General features: G+C 60.1%; 17 protein-coding genes and 1 tRNA gene. 9 read left to right on the forward strand and 9 right to left on the reverse strand.

Annotated features, from left to right (window positions below):
• Positions 1-122 precede the first annotated feature (122 nt).
• From glmS to ACYVKQ_RS04140, 3 genes are all read right to left on the reverse strand, one after another.
• Positions 123-1,958 carry a glutamine--fructose-6-phosphate aminotransferase gene (gene glmS, locus ACYVKQ_RS04130; RefSeq protein WP_460575904.1) on the reverse strand — a complete coding sequence of 612 codons (1,836 nt, stop codon included), beginning with the start codon at positions 1,956-1,958 and terminating at the stop codon, positions 123-125.
• An 82-nt stretch (positions 1,959-2,040) separates the two neighbouring features.
• Positions 2,041-3,480: a DUF4270 family protein gene (locus tag ACYVKQ_RS04135; protein WP_460575909.1), complete on the reverse strand. Its 1,440-nt coding sequence runs from the start codon at positions 3,478-3,480 to the stop codon at positions 2,041-2,043.
• A 28-nt stretch (positions 3,481-3,508) separates the two neighbouring features.
• Entirely contained in the window at positions 3,509-4,321 is an 813-nt protein-coding gene (locus ACYVKQ_RS04140; protein ID WP_460575912.1) for a glycogen/starch synthase, read from the reverse strand.
• Between the two features lie 116 nt (positions 4,322-4,437).
• On the opposite strand from ACYVKQ_RS04140, the gene panC reads away from it, so the two are divergent.
• The 7 genes from panC (at position 4,438) to ACYVKQ_RS04175 (ending at position 10,687) form a co-directional block, all read left to right on the forward strand.
• Positions 4,438-5,304: a 4-phosphopantoate--beta-alanine ligase gene (panC, locus tag ACYVKQ_RS04145; RefSeq protein ID WP_460575916.1), complete on the forward strand. Its 867-nt coding sequence runs from the start codon at positions 4,438-4,440 to the stop codon at positions 5,302-5,304.
• Positions 5,305-5,477: 173 nt separating this feature from the next.
• Positions 5,478-5,825 carry an aspartate 1-decarboxylase gene (gene panD / locus ACYVKQ_RS04150; RefSeq protein WP_078010637.1) on the forward strand — a complete coding sequence of 116 codons (348 nt, stop codon included), beginning with the start codon at positions 5,478-5,480 and terminating at the stop codon, positions 5,823-5,825.
• A gap of 80 nt (positions 5,826-5,905) precedes the next feature.
• Complete coding sequence (locus tag ACYVKQ_RS04155; RefSeq protein WP_460575920.1) at positions 5,906-6,967, forward strand: lysylphosphatidylglycerol synthase transmembrane domain-containing protein; 1,062 nt, start codon at positions 5,906-5,908, stop codon at positions 6,965-6,967.
• Complete coding sequence (gene rfaE2 / locus ACYVKQ_RS04160) at positions 6,957-7,454, forward strand: nucleotidyl transferase family protein (RefSeq protein ID WP_460575922.1); 498 nt, start codon at positions 6,957-6,959, stop codon at positions 7,452-7,454. Before ACYVKQ_RS04155 ends, rfaE2 begins: the two co-directional genes overlap by 11 nt.
• A gap of 86 nt (positions 7,455-7,540) precedes the next feature.
• Complete coding sequence (locus ACYVKQ_RS04165) at positions 7,541-8,218, forward strand: zinc metallopeptidase (protein WP_460575924.1); 678 nt, start codon at positions 7,541-7,543, stop codon at positions 8,216-8,218.
• Positions 8,219-8,464: 246 nt separating this feature from the next.
• The gene (locus tag ACYVKQ_RS04170) at positions 8,465-9,604 is read left to right on the forward strand and encodes an acyl-CoA dehydrogenase (protein WP_460575926.1); all 1,140 of its coding nucleotides are present in this window, start codon (positions 8,465-8,467) and stop codon (positions 9,602-9,604) included.
• Between the two features lie 159 nt (positions 9,605-9,763).
• Positions 9,764-10,687, forward strand: coding sequence for a helix-turn-helix domain-containing protein (locus ACYVKQ_RS04175; protein WP_460575928.1), 924 nt, complete (start codon positions 9,764-9,766; stop codon positions 10,685-10,687).
• A gap of 76 nt (positions 10,688-10,763) precedes the next feature.
• Here the strand turns inward: ACYVKQ_RS04175 and ACYVKQ_RS04180 are convergent, their stop codons facing one another.
• The 3 genes from ACYVKQ_RS04180 to ACYVKQ_RS04190 are packed head-to-tail and all read right to left on the reverse strand — an operon-like array spanning position 10,764 to position 12,629.
• Complete coding sequence (locus tag ACYVKQ_RS04180) at positions 10,764-11,537, reverse strand: geranylgeranylglyceryl/heptaprenylglyceryl phosphate synthase (RefSeq protein ID WP_460575930.1); 774 nt, start codon at positions 11,535-11,537, stop codon at positions 10,764-10,766.
• Positions 11,512-12,243, reverse strand: a complete 732-nt coding sequence (locus ACYVKQ_RS04185) for a hypothetical protein (protein WP_460575932.1) — start codon at positions 12,241-12,243, stop codon at positions 11,512-11,514. The genes ACYVKQ_RS04180 and ACYVKQ_RS04185 overlap by 26 nt, the downstream gene beginning before the upstream one ends.
• A 20-nt stretch (positions 12,244-12,263) precedes the next feature.
• Complete coding sequence (locus ACYVKQ_RS04190; RefSeq protein WP_460575934.1) at positions 12,264-12,629, reverse strand: phage holin family protein; 366 nt, start codon at positions 12,627-12,629, stop codon at positions 12,264-12,266.
• 164 nt (positions 12,630-12,793) lie between these two features.
• Here ACYVKQ_RS04190 and ACYVKQ_RS04195 point away from each other — a divergent pair, with 164 nt between their 5' ends.
• On the forward strand, positions 12,794-13,942 hold the full coding sequence (locus tag ACYVKQ_RS04195) for a J domain-containing protein (protein WP_460575936.1): 1,149 nt from the start codon (positions 12,794-12,796) through the stop codon (positions 13,940-13,942).
• Between the two features lie 82 nt (positions 13,943-14,024).
• On the opposite strand, the gene ACYVKQ_RS04200 is transcribed toward ACYVKQ_RS04195, so the two are convergent.
• The 3 genes from ACYVKQ_RS04200 to ACYVKQ_RS04210 form a co-directional block, all read right to left on the reverse strand.
• Positions 14,025-14,516, reverse strand: a complete 492-nt coding sequence (locus ACYVKQ_RS04200) for a hypothetical protein (protein ID WP_460575938.1) — start codon at positions 14,514-14,516, stop codon at positions 14,025-14,027.
• A 185-nt stretch (positions 14,517-14,701) separates the two neighbouring features.
• Positions 14,702-15,415 carry a DUF305 domain-containing protein gene (locus tag ACYVKQ_RS04205; protein ID WP_460575940.1) on the reverse strand — a complete coding sequence of 238 codons (714 nt, stop codon included), beginning with the start codon at positions 15,413-15,415 and terminating at the stop codon, positions 14,702-14,704.
• A gap of 755 nt (positions 15,416-16,170) precedes the next feature.
• Positions 16,171-16,243: transfer RNA gene (locus tag ACYVKQ_RS04210), tRNA-Phe, on the reverse strand.
• Between the two features lie 125 nt (positions 16,244-16,368).
• On the opposite strand from ACYVKQ_RS04210, the gene ACYVKQ_RS04215 reads away from it, so the two are divergent.
• Positions 16,369-17,769, forward strand: coding sequence for a 4Fe-4S dicluster domain-containing protein (locus ACYVKQ_RS04215; protein WP_460575942.1), 1,401 nt, complete (start codon positions 16,369-16,371; stop codon positions 17,767-17,769).
• The last annotated feature ends 93 nt before the right edge of the window (positions 17,770-17,862 follow it).

Raw genomic sequence — 17,862 nt, forward strand, 5'->3', positions numbered from 1 at the left:
TGCCGCAAGCGTAAACGCACACGGTGGGCTTGGTAGAAGCGCAAAAATAAACAGGGACGGAGGTTTTCCGTCCCTGTTCCTGTAATAACGATGGTCCGAAAGTCGGATCAGCAGCCCGGAGCTTATTCCACGGTTACTGATTTGGCCAGGTTGCGGGGCTGATCCACGTTGCAGCCGCGCAGCACAGCAATGTGGTAGGACAGCAGCTGCAGCGGAATCACCGACACCAGGGGCATCAGCTCGTCGGAGGTGTGGGGCACTTCCACCACAAACTCGGCCATCTGCGGAATCACCTTGTCGCCTTCGCTCACCACGGCGATGATGCGGCCTTTGCGGGCCTTCACCTCCTGGATGTTCGACACAATCTTCTCGTACGAGCTGTCACGCGTGGCAATTACCACCACCGGCATGTTTTCGTCGATCAGCGCGATGGGGCCGTGCTTCATTTCGGCGGCCGGGTAGCCCTCGGCGTGGATGTAGCTGATTTCCTTCAGCTTCAAAGCACCTTCCAGCGCCACGGGGAAGTTGTAACCGCGGCCCAGGTACAGGAAGTTGGTGGCATCCTTGAAGATTTCCGAAATCTGGCGAATCTCCGTGTCCAGCTCCAGGGCTTTCTCTACCTTTTGGGGAATGGTGTACAGCTCCATCGTCAGCTCGCGCAGGCGCTGGTCCGACAGCGTGCCGCGGCGGGAGCCCACAATCATGGCCAGCAGCGTGAGCACCGTCACCTGGGCCGTGAAGGCTTTGGTCGAGGCCACCCCAATTTCCGGGCCGGCGTGGGTGTAAGCACCGGCGTCGGTGGCGCGGGCAATGCTCGAGCCCACCACGTTGCAGATACCGAAGATGGTCGCACCCTTGCTCTTGGCCAGTTCAATGGCGGCCAGCGTGTCGGCCGTTTCCCCCGATTGCGAAATGGCAATAACGATGTCGCGCTCCGACAGCACCGGGTTGCGGTAGCGGAACTCCGAGGCGTACTCCACTTCAACGGGAATGCGGGCCAAATCCTCGATGAGGTACTCCGCCACGAGGCCGGCGTGCCAGGAAGTGCCGCAGGCCACGATGATGATACGCTGCGCGTTCAGGAATTTCTGCTCAAACGCGCGCACGCCACCCATGTTCAGGTGACCGGCTTCCAGCTCCAAGCGGCCGCGCATCGAATCAAGAATCGATTTGGGCTGCTCGAAGATTTCCTTCAGCATGAAGTGCTCGTAGCCGCCTTTCTCGATGCTGTCGAGTTCCATCTCCAGCTTCTGGATGTACGGCGTCTGCTGCACGTCTTCCTTGGTCCGGATGTCGAGCTTGCCGTTGCGGATGACCGCAATTTCGTAGTCGTTGACGTACACGACCTCGTTGGTGTACTCGATGATGGGCGTCGCGTCCGAGGCGAGAAAGAACTCGTCCTTGCCCACGCCGATAACCAGCGGCGAGCCTTTACGGGCCGCAATCAACTGGTTTGGGTCGTCCTTGCTGAGTACCACGATGGCATAAGCGCCCACCACCTCGTGCAGGGCGAGGCGCACGGCCTCTTCCAGCGAGCATTGGTTTTGCTTCTGAATCTCCTCAATCAGGTTGACAAATACCTCGGTATCCGTATCGGAGTGGAACTCGTGTCCCTGCTGCTGCAGGTGCTGCTTCAGGGCCGCGTAGTTCTCAATGATGCCGTTGTGGATGATGGCGATGCGCTCCGACGTGGAGTAGTGCGGGTGCGCGTTGACGTCGTTCGGCTCGCCGTGGGTGGCCCAGCGGGTGTGGCCCATGCCCACGTGGGCATGCACGTTCTTGTCGGTCAGGAACGCCTCCAGATCGGCCACTTTGCCTTTCTTTTTGAATACGTTCAGCTCACCGTTGAGCAGCGCGATGCCCGCCGAGTCGTACCCGCGGTACTCCAGGCGGTGCAGGCCTTTCAGAATAATGGGACAAGCTTCGCGGTGTCCGATGTAAGCAACAATTCCGCACATACGGGGTCAGGGAGAAGTAAGAAGTCTGGGGAAAGAAAGCCCGGCCCGGGGCAAAGCCCGTGCCGGGTTCACAAAGGTAGGCTTAGCGCGCCGTAGCGTTGGAGTAGTATACGCGCAGCTTAATATTCTGGGCATCGATGGCCGCCCGGTCCAGCGTCAGGTCACCGCCCGTGCGCCGTACGGTGGGGGAGAGCAGGAAGGCCGTCGGGGTCGGGCCGCTCAGCTGGTTCTTGGCGTATGCCTGCACGTACGTGGTCATCAGGCCCGTGTAGTATTTGGTGTTGGCCCCCGCGTCGACGAAGGTAAAGGCCAGGGCCTTGTCCGACGTCGGCAGGATGAAGCCATCCTGCTGCACCAGCCGTTCGGCGGTGGTCAGACCGTTGCGGTAAATCAGCGGGCGGTTGTTGTCCTTGTTGGCCTCGAAGAGGTACAGCCGCGAAGGCGCCGCAAATTGCAGCGTGCTGTAGGGCTTGACGGGGATGATCAGCTCGGCGCGGTTGATGGTCAGGTTGCGCTTCGCCTGGCGGTTGCGCAGCGTGTCCAACCCCGGAATGAGCAGCTTGGTTACAAGGCCGGTGCCATCTTGCGCGTACACGACGCCTGCCGAGGCGGCTGCGGCCACTTGGGCCGGGCCACCGCTCTGCAGGGAGCCAAACGGCGAACCGGCGCTGCTCAGGTTGTAGTTGATGTTGGTGAAGTAGCGCGGGGCGGCCGTCGACGAGAACGGGTCGCCGTAGAGCAGGCGAAACACCTTGTTCTTCTTGGCCGTGCCCACCATGTAGTGGTAGTACACGTAAATCTGCGACAGCGGCGAGCGGTTAAACGCAATGGCCGTGCCCGTGGAGGCGGGCAGCAGGGCCATGCCTTTCCACACGTCGCGCAGATCCTGGTCGGACAGGTACACCGTCGAGGTTCCCTTCAGCTTGTTGAAGAGGCGGGTGCCGAATGCCGTTTGGTTGCGCACCACATCGTACAGCGGAAGCCGGATGGGTAGGCCCTGGATGCTATCGAGGCCCGTGTTCTTCGTGCGAATTGTGCGGTTCAGGTTCACCACCTGGTCGGTCACGATGGCCGGGCCTAGCGGTAGCTCACTTTTCGAGTTGTATGGCTGAAAATCGTCGAGCGGCTGCTGCAACTCGTACACGCTCAGCTTTACGGGCTGGGTGGTGCGGCCGTACACGCGGTCAAACGCTGCGAGCATCACCACCGAGTCGAGCACGAGCGTCTGCGTCGCGTATTGCGACGGCAGCGAGTCGCTGGCCGCGGCGCTGGGCGCTACCTCTAAGAAAGCCTTGGCTTCGATCAGGCCGCCCGTGTTGCTATCCTGCAACCGGCCCACGATGAAGTGGTTTTTTTGCGTGGTAGCCAGCGAGTCTTGCTTGACGGTAAAACCCTGAATGGGGGCCACGACCGAGAAGTCCTCGTAGTTCGTGTCGATGGGGACCGTACCGGGCAGGTCAATGCCCAGGTCGTTGGTGTCCTCGCACGAGCCGAGCGAAAACAAAGCGGACGTCAACAGCACAGCCGTAGACGTCCGGAAGGAAATCAGCCTAGTTGGCCAGTTCATTATAAAGCGCGTAGTAAGAGCTGAGCAGGTTCTCATCGTCAGCCACTTGGCCGAGGCTGTGGCGTTGGGCGTACTCCTGAAACAGAGCGTTCAGGTTGTCGCTGAAGTCTTCATCGGAACGCACCACGGAGTCGGCGTACTCCATCCCGATTTTCACGAAGCCGGCAAAGTCAGCCGAGCCCAGGGCCGCCAGCATCGAGTCGTCGATGTCGAGCATCTTGGCCTTCTCGATGATGTTGCCCTCGAATTTGTGGTCAAACTCGTTGTTGTAGACCGTGAAAATGGACTTGGCGTCCTTGAAAATCGGGTCCTTCTTGTAGGTCGTCTTCAGGTACAGGGGCATCAGGCCCGTCATCCAGTCGTTGCAGTGCACGATGTCCGGCGACCAGCCGAGCTTCTTTACCGTCTCCAGCACGCCCTTGCAGAAGAAGATAGCGCGCTCGTCGTTGTCGGCGTGAAACTGGTCGTTCTTGTCGCGCAGCACCGACTTGCGGTGGAAGTAGTCTTCGTTGTCAATGAAGTACACCTGCAGCTTGGCGTTCGGAATGGAGGCCACCTTGATGATCAGCGGCTTTTCGTCTTCGCCCACGGCGATGTTGATGCCCGACAGACGTACCACCTCGTGCAGGCGGTTTTTCCGTTCGTTGATGATGCCGAAGCGCGGCACGAAAATGCGAATTTCCATTCCCATTTCCTGCATGCCCTGCGGTAGGCGGCGCAGAAACTCGGCTACCCGGGTCGTTTGCAAAAACGGATTGATTTCCGTGGCAGCATAGAGGATTCTCAGCTTCGACATACGGGGGGAATCGAGAGGTTAGAAAGGGGGTACACCATTGGCTGCACAAAATTAAACAATTTTGCCCGATAAATCCATTATACTACCGCCGGAACTTCCGGCGGCGTCTGCCTGACATGGAGATACTTGAAACCGCTGCGGCGTTGCAAGCCCGTACCGAAACCTGGCGCCGCGAAGGCCGCCGCATCGGCTTTGTGCCCACCATGGGGGCCCTCCACGAGGGCCACCTGCACCTGGTGCGCGCCGCCGCCGCCGACAACGACGTGGTCGTGGTCAGCATCTTCGTCAACCCCACGCAGTTCAACAACACGGAGGACTTCAAGTTGTACCCGCGGGTGCCCGACGCCGACGCGGAGCTGCTCAGCGGCACGGGGGCTACCGTGCTGTTTGCGCCCGCCGTGGAGCAGATGTACCCGCAGCCCGCCGTCGTACGCTTCGATTTCGGGCCGCTGGAGCGGGTGATGGAAGGGGCCCACCGTCCCGGGCACTTCAACGGCGTGGCCACGGTGGTAAGCAAGCTGTTTCACCTGAGCCGCCCGCACCGGGCCTATTTTGGGCAGAAGGATTGGCAGCAGGTGGCCGTGGTGCGGCAGCTGATTGCCGATCTGAGCTTCGATTTGGAGCTGGTGAGCTGCCCCACCGTGCGCGAAACCGACGGGCTGGCCATGTCCTCGCGCAACCGCCGCCTTTCGGCCGAGGCCCGCGCCGTGGCCCCGCGCCTTTACGAAGCCTTGCAGCAGGCCGCTGAGGCGTTGCGCCAGGGGCAGTCGCCGGCTCAAGCCCAGCAGCAGGCCCTGCAGTGGCTGCGGCAGTTCCCCGACATTGAGGTGGAATACCTGGAGGTAGCCGACGCGGCTACCTTGCAGCCGGCCTGGGCGGCCCCTTCGGCGGAGCGGCCGCTGGTGCTGTGCCTGGCCGCCTGGCTGGGCGGCGTGCGCCTGATCGACAACGTGCTCGTCGGCAGGGAAGAAGCACATACGTGATGCCGTGATGGAGCCCGGGAAGCAGCTGAACCAAGCCGGAACAACACGCCGGAAGCCGACTGGGCAGGTTTTTGGCGCGAACCAAAGGGCAGCCGAAGCTCTTCGCCCGTTCACTCAATCACTTATTCCCCGTTCGTATCTTTGCCGGCCAAAATCACCCGCCCGCTTCTTCCATGCATATCGAGGTTCTCAAATCGAAAATTCACCGCGCCAAGGTCACCCAGGCGGAGCTGCACTACGTGGGCAGCATCACTATTGACGAGGACCTGCTCGACGCCGCCGGCATGGTGGAAAACGAGAAAGTGACGGTGGTGAACGTGAACAACGGCGAGCGGCTCGAAACCTACACCATCAAGGGCGAGCGGGGCTCGGGCATGATTTGCCTGAACGGTCCCGCCGCGCGCCGGGTGGCCGTGGGCGACATCGTCATCATTTTCTCCTACGCCCTCATCGACTTCGCGGTGGCCCGGGAGCATAAGCCCACGGTGGTGTTTCCGGATCAGCACAACCGCTTGGTCTGAGCGCCTTTACCCTACTGAGCCAGCGGCCCCGGCCGCTGGCTTTCTTATGAAATTCTCTCTTTGACTGTTATCCTGCGTCGATGGGCAAGAAACTACTGAACATCCTGAAATACGCCCTGCTGCTCGCCTTTTCGGGGGCGCTGATGGTGTACGCCTTGCGAGGCCAGGATCTGAGCCGCATCGGCCAGTACCTGCGCGAGGCCAATTATTTCTGGCTGGGCCTGACCATGTTCGCCTCGGCGCTGGGCTATTTCAGCCGTAGCTACCGTTGGAAGATGCAGCTGGACGCGGCCGGCCAGAAAGCCACGTTTTGGGATGTGTACCACGCCAGCATGGTCGGCAACCTGGCCAACTTGGTGCTGCCGCGCATGGGCGAGGTGATTCGCTGCTCGGTGCTGCGCCGGAGCAGCGCGGTGCCCGTGCAGGTGGCGTTGGGAACGGTGGTGACCGAGCGCGTCATCGACGTGCTGGTACTGGCCCTGTTGCTGGGCTCCACCTTGTTGCTGGATTTTCACAAGTTCTGGGCCTTTATGGTCGACAAGATCTTCGACGGCGGCTCGCAGGTCGATGCCCTAGCCCGCAACCGCACGCCCCTGCTGATTGCCGCGGGTATTGCCCTGGTGCTGCTGCTCATCGTGACTTATGCGCTGGTGCGCAACTTGGAACGGCTGCGCCAGAACGCGCTGTTTAACCGCCTGGTCGTGTTTGTGCAGGGGCTGTTGGCCGGCGTGTTCAGCATCCGACGCCTCGAGCACAAGGGGGCCTTCCTTTTCCACACGTTCTTTACTTGGCTGGTGTACTTCCTGATGGATTACCTGGCCTTCTTTGCCTTCCCGGAAACCTACAACCTGGGCTGGCGCGCCGGCATTGCCACGCTCACCTTTGGGGCCGTGGGCATGGCCGCGCCGGTATCGGGCGGCATCGGCACCTTCCACCTGCTGGTCCAAAGCACGCTGCTGGTGTTCGGCGTCTCGCCCGAGGCCGGCATTGCCTACGCGCTGGTGGTACACGGGGCCCAGACGCTGCTGGTAGTGCTCATGGGAGGCATCAGCTTCGTGGCTAGCATGCTCAAAACCGGCCGGAGCCTGCGCGAGCTGGCGGCCGAACCGCTTATCGAACCCGTGCCCGCCGATGTGGAGTAAAGACAAGATCCTGACCCGCGAGCAGCTGCCTGCTGTACTCGACGCCTGGCGCCAAGAGGGGCGCCGCATCGTGTTTACCAACGGCTGCTTCGACCTGCTGCACTTGGGCCACGTCGACTACCTGGAAAAAGCCCGGGCTCTGGGAGGTGCATTGGTGGTAGGGCTCAATACCGATCAATCTGTCAGTCGGTTGAAGCCCGGCCGGCCGCTTCAGGACGAAGTGTCACGCGCACGGGTATTGGCGTCCCTTTTGTTTGTGGATGCCGTGGTGCTGTTCGGCGAACCCACCCCGCTGGAGCTTATCCACCTCGTGCGGCCCGATGTGCTGGTAAAAGGCGATGACTACGCCCTCAGCGGAATCGTAGGCCACGAGTTTGTGTTAAGTAACGGCGGGCAGGTACTCACCGTACCCCTCGTGAGCGGCTACAGCACTACGCGCATTGTGGAACGCGTGCGCCAAACGCTGACCGGCCCTTCGGCCGGGTAGCGGAGAGTTGAGGAGACGACCGGACCCCTTAGCTCCCTGCGGCGGGCGCAAAGAATCCACTCACCTCAAACCTCTCTTCGACACCCATGGTAATCTTGCTGATAGCGCTGACTTTGGTCAGCTTCCTCATCCAGTGGCGCTTGCGGAGCAAGTTCTCTGAATACTCCCACATTGCCCTGCAGTCGGGCCTGTCCGGCAAGCAGGTGGCCGAAATGATGCTAGCCGACAACCGCATCCACGACGTGCGCGTCATTTCCACCGAAGGGCAGCTGTCGGACCACTACAACCCCACGGACAAGACCGTCAACCTCAGCGACGAGGTGTACAACGGCCGCTCGGCCATGTCGGCGGCCGTAGCAGCCCACGAGTGTGGCCACGCCGTGCAGCACGCCACCGCTTACAGCATGCTGAAGTTCCGGTCGGCCATGGTACCGGCCCTGAGCGCGGTGTCACGCTTTATGCCGCTGCTGCTGCTGGCCGGGGTGTTTATGCTGCGCACCACGCCCATTCCGCTGACCATCGGGGTAGCCATGTTCGCCCTGGCCACGCTGTTCAGCTTCATCACCCTGCCGGTAGAGTTTGATGCTTCCAAGCGCGCCTTGGCCTGGATGGAGCAGTGCCAAGTAGTGACGTCGCAGGAGCATGCCATTGCCAAGGATGGGCTGAAATGGGCTGCAATGACTTACGTAGTAGCCGCCGTCAGTTCACTGGCCACGCTGCTGTACTACGGCGGCATGCTGTTCGGCGGCCGCAGCCGCGAATAAGCTACCGCTTGCCGCGGATACCCAAACGCCCGGTCTCGCCGGGCGTTTGTCGTTTGGGGCGCGGCGGGTTTGGACGGCGGAAATCATTTTCCTGCTCCAAATTGTTAGGCATGCAGCGCATAACTTCGCGGCGGCTGCCGGGTATATTACCCGCTGTCGGTTGATAACCACCGGGCAAGTGCCTACTTTCGCGTTATCATTACCAGGCTAACGAACGTTCACCAGCCTTCCAACTTCCATTCCCACATGAACTTTCAGCTCACCGAAGAACAACTCGCCGTACAAGCTGCGGCCCGCGACTTTGCCCAGAACGAACTGTGGGCCGGCGTCATCGAGCGCGACGAGCACCAGAAATTCCCTGCTGAGCAGGTGAAGAAAATGGGTGAGCTGGGCTTCTTGGGCATGATGGTCAGCCCCGAATACGGCGGCGGCGGCATGGACACTGTGTCGTACGTGCTGGCCATGGAGGAAATCAGCAAGGTGGATGCCTCCTGCTCGGTTATCATGTCGGTGAACAACTCACTGGTGTGCTGGGGCTTGGAGAAGTACGGCACCGAGGAGCAGAAGCAGAAGTACCTAACCAAACTGGCCACTGGCGAAATCATCGGCGCATTCTGTCTGTCGGAGCCCGAAGCTGGCTCGGATGCCACCTCGCAGAGCACCACGGCTGAAGACAAAGGCGACCATTACCTGCTCAACGGTACCAAGAACTGGATTACCAACGGTTCCTCGGCTTCGGTATACTTGGTTATTGCCCAAACCAACCCCGAGCTGAAGCACCGCGGCATCAACGCCCTGATCGTGGAGAAGGACACCCCGGGCTTCGTTATCGGCCCGAAGGAAAACAAATTGGGCATCCGTGGCTCCGATACCCACTCCCTGATGTTCACCGACGTGAAGGTGCCCAAGGAGAACCGCATCGGCGAGGACGGCTTCGGCTTCAAGTTCGCCATGCAGGTGTTGGCCGGCGGCCGCATCGGTATTGCGGCGCAGGCTTTGGGTATTGCCTCGGGCGCCTACGAGCTGGCCGTGAAGTACTCGAAGGAGCGTAAAGCCTTTGGGGTGCCGATTTCGCAGCACCAAGCTATCCAGTTCAAACTGGCCGACATGGCCACCAACATCGACGCAGCGCGCCTGCTGTGCCTGCAGGCCGCTCACGATAAGGATGCGCATCAGGACTACGCCAAGTCGGGCGCTATGGCTAAGCTGTTCGCTTCCAAGGTAGCCATGGACACGGCCGTGGAGGCGGTGCAGGTGCACGGCGGCTACGGTTTCGTGAAAGAATTCCACGTAGAGCGTATGATGCGCGACGCCAAAATCACCCAGATTTACGAAGGAACTTCTGAGATTCAGAAAATTGTAATCTCACGGGAAATCCTGAAGTAAAAACGGAATTGCCTTAAAGTCAGAAAGCTTGCACTTAACCCAGCCAATTTTTTGGCTGGGTTTTCGTTTTTGTGAATTTTTATATCTTAATTTGCATTGTCTAGACGGCGGATGTGGGATAGTCCGCTGATAGTGAGCCACCCAACTCAGTACCGGAATATGGAGGATTACAATAAAGTGATAGAATCCCTTGGGGTTCGATACATCAAAGCCAAAAATCTGGTGTTGCAGCAGCCGTTTACGGTGCGCAACTACTACGATGTTGGCAACAACATCATTCTGCTGCACAAGGGCCGGATTTCCTTCGGGGAAGAGGACCAGGTGGTGGAAGAGGGCGACATGCTGTTCATCCCCGGTGGCCGCGCCACCCGCGTGAGCTACGGTGAGAACGGCGGCAAGACGATTACCAACGACGACCTGATCAGCAACAAGGACAAGTTCTTCCACTCCAACGCCGACCTCGACCTGATTTCGGACGCGGAAGAAAGCCATTCCTTTGTCTCGTTCGAAGCTAAGGTGTTCGACTCGGTGAACTTCTTCGCCTCGCTCGACGTGCCGGCTTTTTTGATCAGCGGCAACTCCAAGCTGGCCAACTTGGTCATCAAAGTGGTAGAGGAGAGCCTGCAGGAACTCCCGGGCCGGGAGCGTCTGATTTCGATTTACACGGAGAACATCGTCGTGGAAATCATTCGCTACATTTTGAAGAACAAGATGTTCGTGGAACAGCTGGCCACGAATAGTACTTACTTCAAGGACCCGCGCCTCATCGACCTGTTCAACTACATCAAGGAGAACCTGGGCGGCGACTTGTCGAACAAGGTGCTGTCGGGCGTGGCCAACGTGTCGGAAGACTACGTGGGTCAGTACTTCAAGATGCTGACGGGCATCAACCCGCAGGACTACATCGAATACCAGCGCATGGAACGCGCCGTGTTCCTGCTGCGTACCACCAAGAAGAGCATCCGCGACATCGGCAAGGAAGTAGGCTACAAAGACACGGCGTACTTCTGCCGCCGCTTTAAGATGATGTTCGGCATTCCGGCCGGCAAGATGCGCCGCCGCGAATCGGCTATGAACATCTAACCGCGCCGCACGAACAACGCAAAAGCCCGGGCCAGCAATGGTCCGGGCTTTTGGCTTTATGCCTGAAAGCTGACTGTTAATTCAGGGCTGCGCTGCTGACCGTATTGAAAGCTTGCACTACGCGGGAAACGTCGCCCAGAAACTGCGGATCTTTTTCGATCTGGTTGCCTACTACAATGACGTCGGCGCCGGCGGAGAGGGCCGTTCGGGCTTTCTCGGCCGTATTGATGCCGCCCCCTACGATGACGGGCGCTTCCACGGCCTGCCGCACGGCGCGGATCATGGCCGCCGACACGGGATGCTGCGCGCCGCTGCCCCCATCGAGGTAGATCAGGCGCAAGCCGAGCTGCTCGCCGGCCAGGGCGGTACAGGCGGCAATGGTCGGCTTGTCGTGGGGGAGGGGCGTGGTGCCGCTCATGTAGCTGGCCGTGGTCTGCCGCCCCGAATCGACGAGCATGTAGCCGGTGGGCAGGATTTCGAGCTGGCTGGCGCGCAACAGCGGCGCCGCCACCACGTGCTGACCGATCAGAAAGTCGGGGTTGCGGCCCGAGATAAGCGAAAGCAGCAGAATAGCGTCAGCTTGCGCGTCGATGTGCAGGCTGTTGCTGGGGAACAGCACCACCGGCACCGGGCTGTGAGCCTTGAGCAAACGCAGAAGGGCAGCTTGGTGCTGCGAAGTCACCAGGCTGCCCCCCACGAAAAAGAAATCAACGGGATGCGCTTCGCTCAGCGCCAGGATGCGCCGCGTACCGGCCTCATCGAGGTCGTCGGGGTCGAGCAGCACGGCCAGCGACTTCTGGCCGTGGTGGCGGCGGAGGCACAGGTCATCGTGCAGTGGCGTCGGGCGCATGCGCGTCGTCGTGGTGGATGACAAAGTCGATATCCTTGGTTTCCGGCTCAGGGGCCGAAGCTGCAAGGTCCGAATTTTTGCTTAGATCCATCACCTCGTTGAGCTTGCGCGTGACAAGAGCAATCAGAACGCCTGAAACCTGCCCAATAATCATTTTGCCGGTGTCGGAGGCGGCAAACATCTGCACGGCGTCCCAGACCAGGGAGCTTTGCGGTTCGGGCTGGGGTGCAGCGCGGTACGACGAGCGGTAGTTGCCGCGCGGTGCGGCCGGCATCAGGTTCGCGGGGGCGGCCGGCTCCGCGGAGGAGTCGAAAGCCGGAAACGGGTCGGAGTCGGCTGCGGCCGTGGCGTGATATACTGGCGGCGCCAAGTGGGCGCGCGGGTGCGAATCGGTGCGGCCGGAACCGAACTCGTAATCTTCGGACTGGGCCACCAGGCGGGCTTTGCGCTTGCCTTTCTTGCTCTTGAGCTTACGCGGCGGGTAGGGCGTATCGTCGTCCTCATCCTCGTCGTGGCGGCTGAGCACCTTGCTCACGAGCCAGAAGCCGCCCAACAGGGCCGCCCCAATGGCCACGTACTTGCCTACGCGGGTGGTTTGTTCTTTGAGGTGGTCCACGTCGCCCAGCAGGGCACGTTCGTACTCCAGCTTCTGACGCTCCAGAAACTCCCGTTCGTCGTCGAACAGCGGGTTGTGTAGTTCGCTCATCGCGCTAAAAAGTATGGGGACTATTGGCGCTTGTCCGATTTGTAGATGGTGTCCGTCAGAACCTTATCCGCCAGCGTCTGGTAAAGCTTCTTGCCGACGCCGACCACAAAGATGATAAGCAGCAGCAAATAAAAGCCGGCAACGATACCGAAACCCCAGTAAGGGCTATCGAGCGCGTCGTTCAGGGCCAGGCCAGCGAATATGCTGACGAAGATGAGAAACATCAGGGCCAATAAGCCAAGGGTAGCACCCTGCGCCACGCCAACGAAGATGGTCTTGACTTTTTCCTGCACCTCCAAGCGCACCAGATCGATGCGCGTGTCGATGTAGCCCATCAGATTCTTCATCAACGAGTCGTTGCGGGGCGTTGGATCTTCGGTAGCCATGCAGCGGCGGAAATTGAGTTTGGAAAAGGAGAAAGAAACAGAAGCGCGGTAAACCGCCGAACCCAGGCCCGGGGGAGCGTGTTCAGCAAGCCGAAGGTTTCTACGGAAAAGGACCGCCGGCGTCTGAACTTCGCCGTACTTTTACTCTCACCCCGTCAGCCAACGTGAGCCAAACTCTTTACCAGGTGCTGGGCGTCGCGCCCACGGCCCCGCTGGCCGACATCAAGCAGGCCTACAAACAGCTGGCCCTGCGCTACCACCCCGACCGCCACGGCGGTAGCCGGCTCTACGAGGATCAGTTCAAAGCCGTAGCGGCTGCTTACGAGGTGCTGTCGGACGCCGCGCGCCGGGCCCACTACGACCACCAGCTGCTGCAGGCCCGGCAGCGGGCCGAGGAAGCCCGCCGCGCGCAGGCCTACCGCGCTCAGAACCAGCACGTCTACGGCGTGCCCATGCCACCGCCCGAGCCCTTGCGTACCCGCCGGCCCGCCTCTTCGGCCGAACGGCATTACGTGCGCCACGCGTCGGCCCGCTTTACCCGCCGCGATTGGACGCTGGTGCTAAGCCTGCTGCTGGGGTTGCTGTTGCTGGGCTTGGGGGTGAGGGTAGTGATGGACCGGATAGCGGCGGCCCGCAACTACCAGAATGGGTTGCGGGCCTACGCGCAGCGGCAGTGGGGCACGGCCCACGGGTATTTTAGCGAAACCATTCATTTCAAGCCGCACCACGCCCGCGCGCTGCGGCGCCGGGCTGAAATCGAGCAACTGGTGTACGGCAATTACCGCCGCGCCGCGGCCGATTACACCGCCGCGCTGCGCGAAACCCAGGACCGCCGCGGTACCGCCGAGCTGCTGTACCGTTTGGGGCAATGCCAAGTGGCACAGCAGTGCCATCGTGCTGCCCTCGACCACTTCTCCCACGCGCTGACCCTCGATTCAACATTGAGCGGGGCTTGGCTGGCCCGCGGCGAGGTACGCCTATTTGAGCAGCGTCTGTTTCTGTCCGCCGCTCACGACCTGAGCGCGGGTTTGCGCCAACGGGCCGGGCAAAGCGCCCCGTCGGTGAAGTGGCTGACGTACCGCGGCCTGGCTTATTTCAAAGCCGGCGACTACGGCTCCGCCTTGGCCGACTACCAGCAGGTGTTGCTGCTCCGGCCCCGCAGCGGACAGATTCACTTTCTGTTAGGCCGAGTAGCGCAGAAGCAAGGCCGGCACGGCGCAGCGTGCGAATTTTTTCGCAGGGGAGCAAAGCTGGGGTATTTGCCCGCCGAGGAAGCGCGGCGCGTGGCTTGCGGCAGCGAGCGTACCGGGTGAGCGTAAGCCCCGGGGCAGCCAGTTTCCCGCAGCACCCGAGCAGACAGGCGCAAGCAGCCCCGGAGGCATTGCCAACAGAAAGCTATTTGCCAGTTTCTGGTGAAGCCGGACATAAGCTCATCATGAGCTGGCGGCCGTCGGTGTTGTTCATCATGCCCTCCAGGCAGCCGCCCGCAGGCTTGAGCAAGCAGGTGGCGGAGACTTGTCCGTTCGTAAGCTCGGTTAGGGTAAGCGAATTGTCGGGGTTTACGACCCCCAACAGGTCGTAGGTGACATTGGGCCTTTTGTAATATTGGTAGGTGCCACTAATGCCCCCACCCGAGTCCCGTGTAAGCAGAAAGGTAGCCTCCCAACGGCCCACGCGCCCCGCAAAAACGGCTTCTACCCCCGCCGTCGGAAATAGGTTGGTAACGGTCGTTCGGGTCGGCGACCCGGCATTGCGCGCCAGGGCCCGCTTGCCTTCCCTAACGGAAGAAGCCATGTCGGCTGCCTCGCTCGCCGTGCTAGAAGTCGACCGTAAGCCGCAAGCGGAAAGCAAAGCAACTAGTCCCAGGCCGAATAATGCAGGCTTCATGGAAGAGGTAGTTGGAGTCTGCAATCTAAGGTCTAAACTATTTCGCTGTCACTGGCCTCGAATAAATAGTGCTGCGGGCCGGTCAAAACACAGTTAGCCCCTTTTTATTGACGGTTGATCCGCGTCGGCTGCAGAGCAGCCAGCAATGGCATGTCGTAAACCCAACGCGAGGAAGTAGCGGGTGGCTACATCTTGTCCGCGTGCTGCTTATGCCAGGCCTTGAACTGCTCGATTTCTTTTTGCTGCGCGTCAACCATCTGCTGCGCCATCTGCTTGAGCCGTGCGTCCTGGCCATGGGCTAGTTCGGCCCGGGCCATGTCCACAGCACTTTGGTGGTGCACGGTCATGAGCCGGTTGAAGCTCAGGTCCGGATCGGCGGTAGGTTCGGGCATGTCCTGCATCATGACATCCATCGACGCTTTCATCTTGCTGGCAAAAGGGTCGTTGGGATTCTGCGGCTGGTAATTGGCGGGGGCGTTAGCGAGGCGTGCGGCCACAGCCTCCAAGTCAGTAATTTCCTTTTGCTGATCCGCTTTGATTTTCTGGGCCATCTGGCGCATGATAGCGTCTTGACCATCGCGCAGTTCTATTTCAGCCATCACCACGGCTCCTTGGTGATGAGCCAGCATATGGCGTGCAAAGTCGAGGTCGGAATTACCCTGCATCGGTAGGGCGTGCATCTTTTGCATCATTTCGTTCATAGCAGCGAGTTGCGGCGAATCATTGCCCGCTAGGGCAGTCCCGCCGTGACCCATGGCTGAATGGTCCATGCCGGCCGTATCGCCCGGGCCAAGTGGGGCAGTGGAGGGAGCTTCGGCGTTGGCGGCGCCCGAATTAGTTGACTGGTCGCCGCTGCAGCCGCTGAGCAGCAGAGAAGCCGCGTACAGAGCAGTGAACAAGGATGTGAAATGGTACATGGGACTGATGCAGGTAGAGAAAAGCACAGAGACGGACTTCGGTTGGCCCTTTATGTCGATAAAGAGGGCACACAGGTGCATACGAAAGTCTAGCCACCGGTAGGTGCAGAAAGTATCCTGCAGCGTCATAGCTTGGGACTTCCGTCCGGTTGCTTCATCGCTCGGCTTCAGGTCCCAGGGCAACACTTACTTCAAGACACGCGTGAGGTGGTCCTCGGCCCCTTGCGCAGTGTAAATGAGCAGGTAATGCTGGAAGTAAGGCGGCCGGCAAAAAAGGCCGGCTAATAAAAAAGGCCGGCTAATCAAGTATACGCTACCAGATTAAGTAGCCTTGAAACGGGTTTTTGAACAGCATTGCGCCAGGACCCGGAAGCAACAAGATCAGGAAAGTCTGAAAGACGAACTCCGTATCAGTTCCGGCCCGTAGGGTGCCTTGGGGATGGCCGACCTTAGACATTGACCGGGTGATGAACGCCCACCAACCGCGTTAGCCGCGGCTTGCGCGCCTTACAAGGCACCCGTTGCCAACCGTTGTTCGTCAGGACTAAGCGCTAGGATAACGCCGCGGTGCGAGTGTTGCCACTTGGTAGCTGAGCGAGTTGGTAATCAACAAGCTAGTGGTTTTGCTTGTTGATTAGCCGGCTAAAGCTTTCAGCATTTCGATCAAGGGCGTCTGCTCCACCCAAAGGCTAGTAAAAGCAAAACCCCTCTTTGCGCGATGCAAAGAGGGGTTTTTGTGGTGATGGACGGAATCGAACCGCCGACACAAGGATTTTCAGTCCTTTGCTCTACCAGCTGAGCTACATCACCAAGTAGCCTTGGTGGCTGAATGGAGCGCAAAACTACACACTAGGATTCACAAAGCAAGAATTCGAACAAAAAAAATCTTGCTGCGAAAACGGAATACTTTTGTGTGCGTAGCAAAAGTATTCGGCATGCCTACTATCTTGCCGGCCCACCATTCCCCTCCGACCGTGGTACAACAAATTATCTTTCTGCTCGTCGCAGCCCTGGGCATTGGGCTGTTCGCGTGGCAGGTGCGAAAGATTCGCGCCAACATTCTCAAGGGCAAGGACCGCGTGATGGGCGGGCCCGTCAGTGAGCGGATCAACAAAACGCTGCTCGTGGCTTTCGGCCAGCAGAAGATGTTCAAGCGCATCACGCCGGCCTTGCTTCACCTCGTCGTGTACGTGGGCTTCTTGGTCATCAACATCGAGGTAGTCGAAATCATGATCGACGGCATCTTCGGCACCCACCGGGCCCTGAGCTTTCTGGGGCCGCTGTACGACGTGCTGATGGCTACCAACGAAATCCTCGGGGCGCTGGTCATAGTGGCCGTTATTGCTTTCTGGTGGCGCCGCAACCGCGCCCAACCGGTGCGCCGCCTGACCGGCGTGGAAATGCGCGCCTGGCCCCGCCTCGATGCCAACGTGATTCTCTACGTGGAAATCATTCTGATGGCGGCCTTGTTCACCATGAACACCGCCGATCTGAAGTTGCATCAACTGGAGGGCGTCGATCTGCCCGGCTCGTTCCCCATCAGCTCGTTGCTGGTGGGCCTGTTTCCGGATAGCGTAGCGGCCTTGCACGTGCTGGAGCGCGTGGGCTGGTGGCTGCATATCCTGGGCATTCTGGCCTTCCTAAACTACCTGCCCTCCTCGAAGCACTTCCACATCATCATGGCCTTCCCGAACGTGTACTACACGCGTTTGGTCCCCCAGGGCCAGTTCTCCAACGTGGACAGCATCACCCATGAAGTGAAAGCCATGATGGACCCGAGCTACCAGGTGCCCGCCCCGCCCGTCGATGCCGAGGGGCAGCCGGTGGTGCAGCGCTTCGGAGCCAAGGACGCCGACGACCTGTCGTGGCTGAACCTGCTCAACGCCTATTCCTGCACCGAGTGCGGCCGTTGCACCTCGGTATGCCCGGCCAACATTACCGGCAAGCTACTCTCCCCGCGCAAGATCATCATGGACACGCGCGACCGGATTGAGGAGAAATACAACTCGCCGCTGATTTTCGAGCCGAACAAGTACCAGGGCGAGGAGCGCGTGCACGTGGACGAAGAAGGCGCCCTGGTGCGCGGCAAGGTGACGCCCGAAGAGCTGTGGGCCTGCACCACCTGCAACGCCTGCGTGGAAGCCTGCCCGGTAAACATCAACCCGCTCGACAGCATCATCGAGATGCGCCGCTACCTGGTGCTGGAGGAGTCGGCTGCGCCGAACTCGCTCAACGTGATGTTCTCGAACATCGAAAACAACGGCGCGCCCTGGGCCTTCTCGCCCTCCGACCGTTTCAACTGGGCCGACGAGTTGTACGTGGCCGAGAAAGCATAAATGAGTTGTCAGTGGCGGGTTGTCCGTTGTCAGTGAATAGGCAATAACAACCGGTGCTGACGACCCTCCTGACAACTAATAACTGACAACTGT

It is taken from the genome of Hymenobacter coalescens (assembly GCF_054783195.1).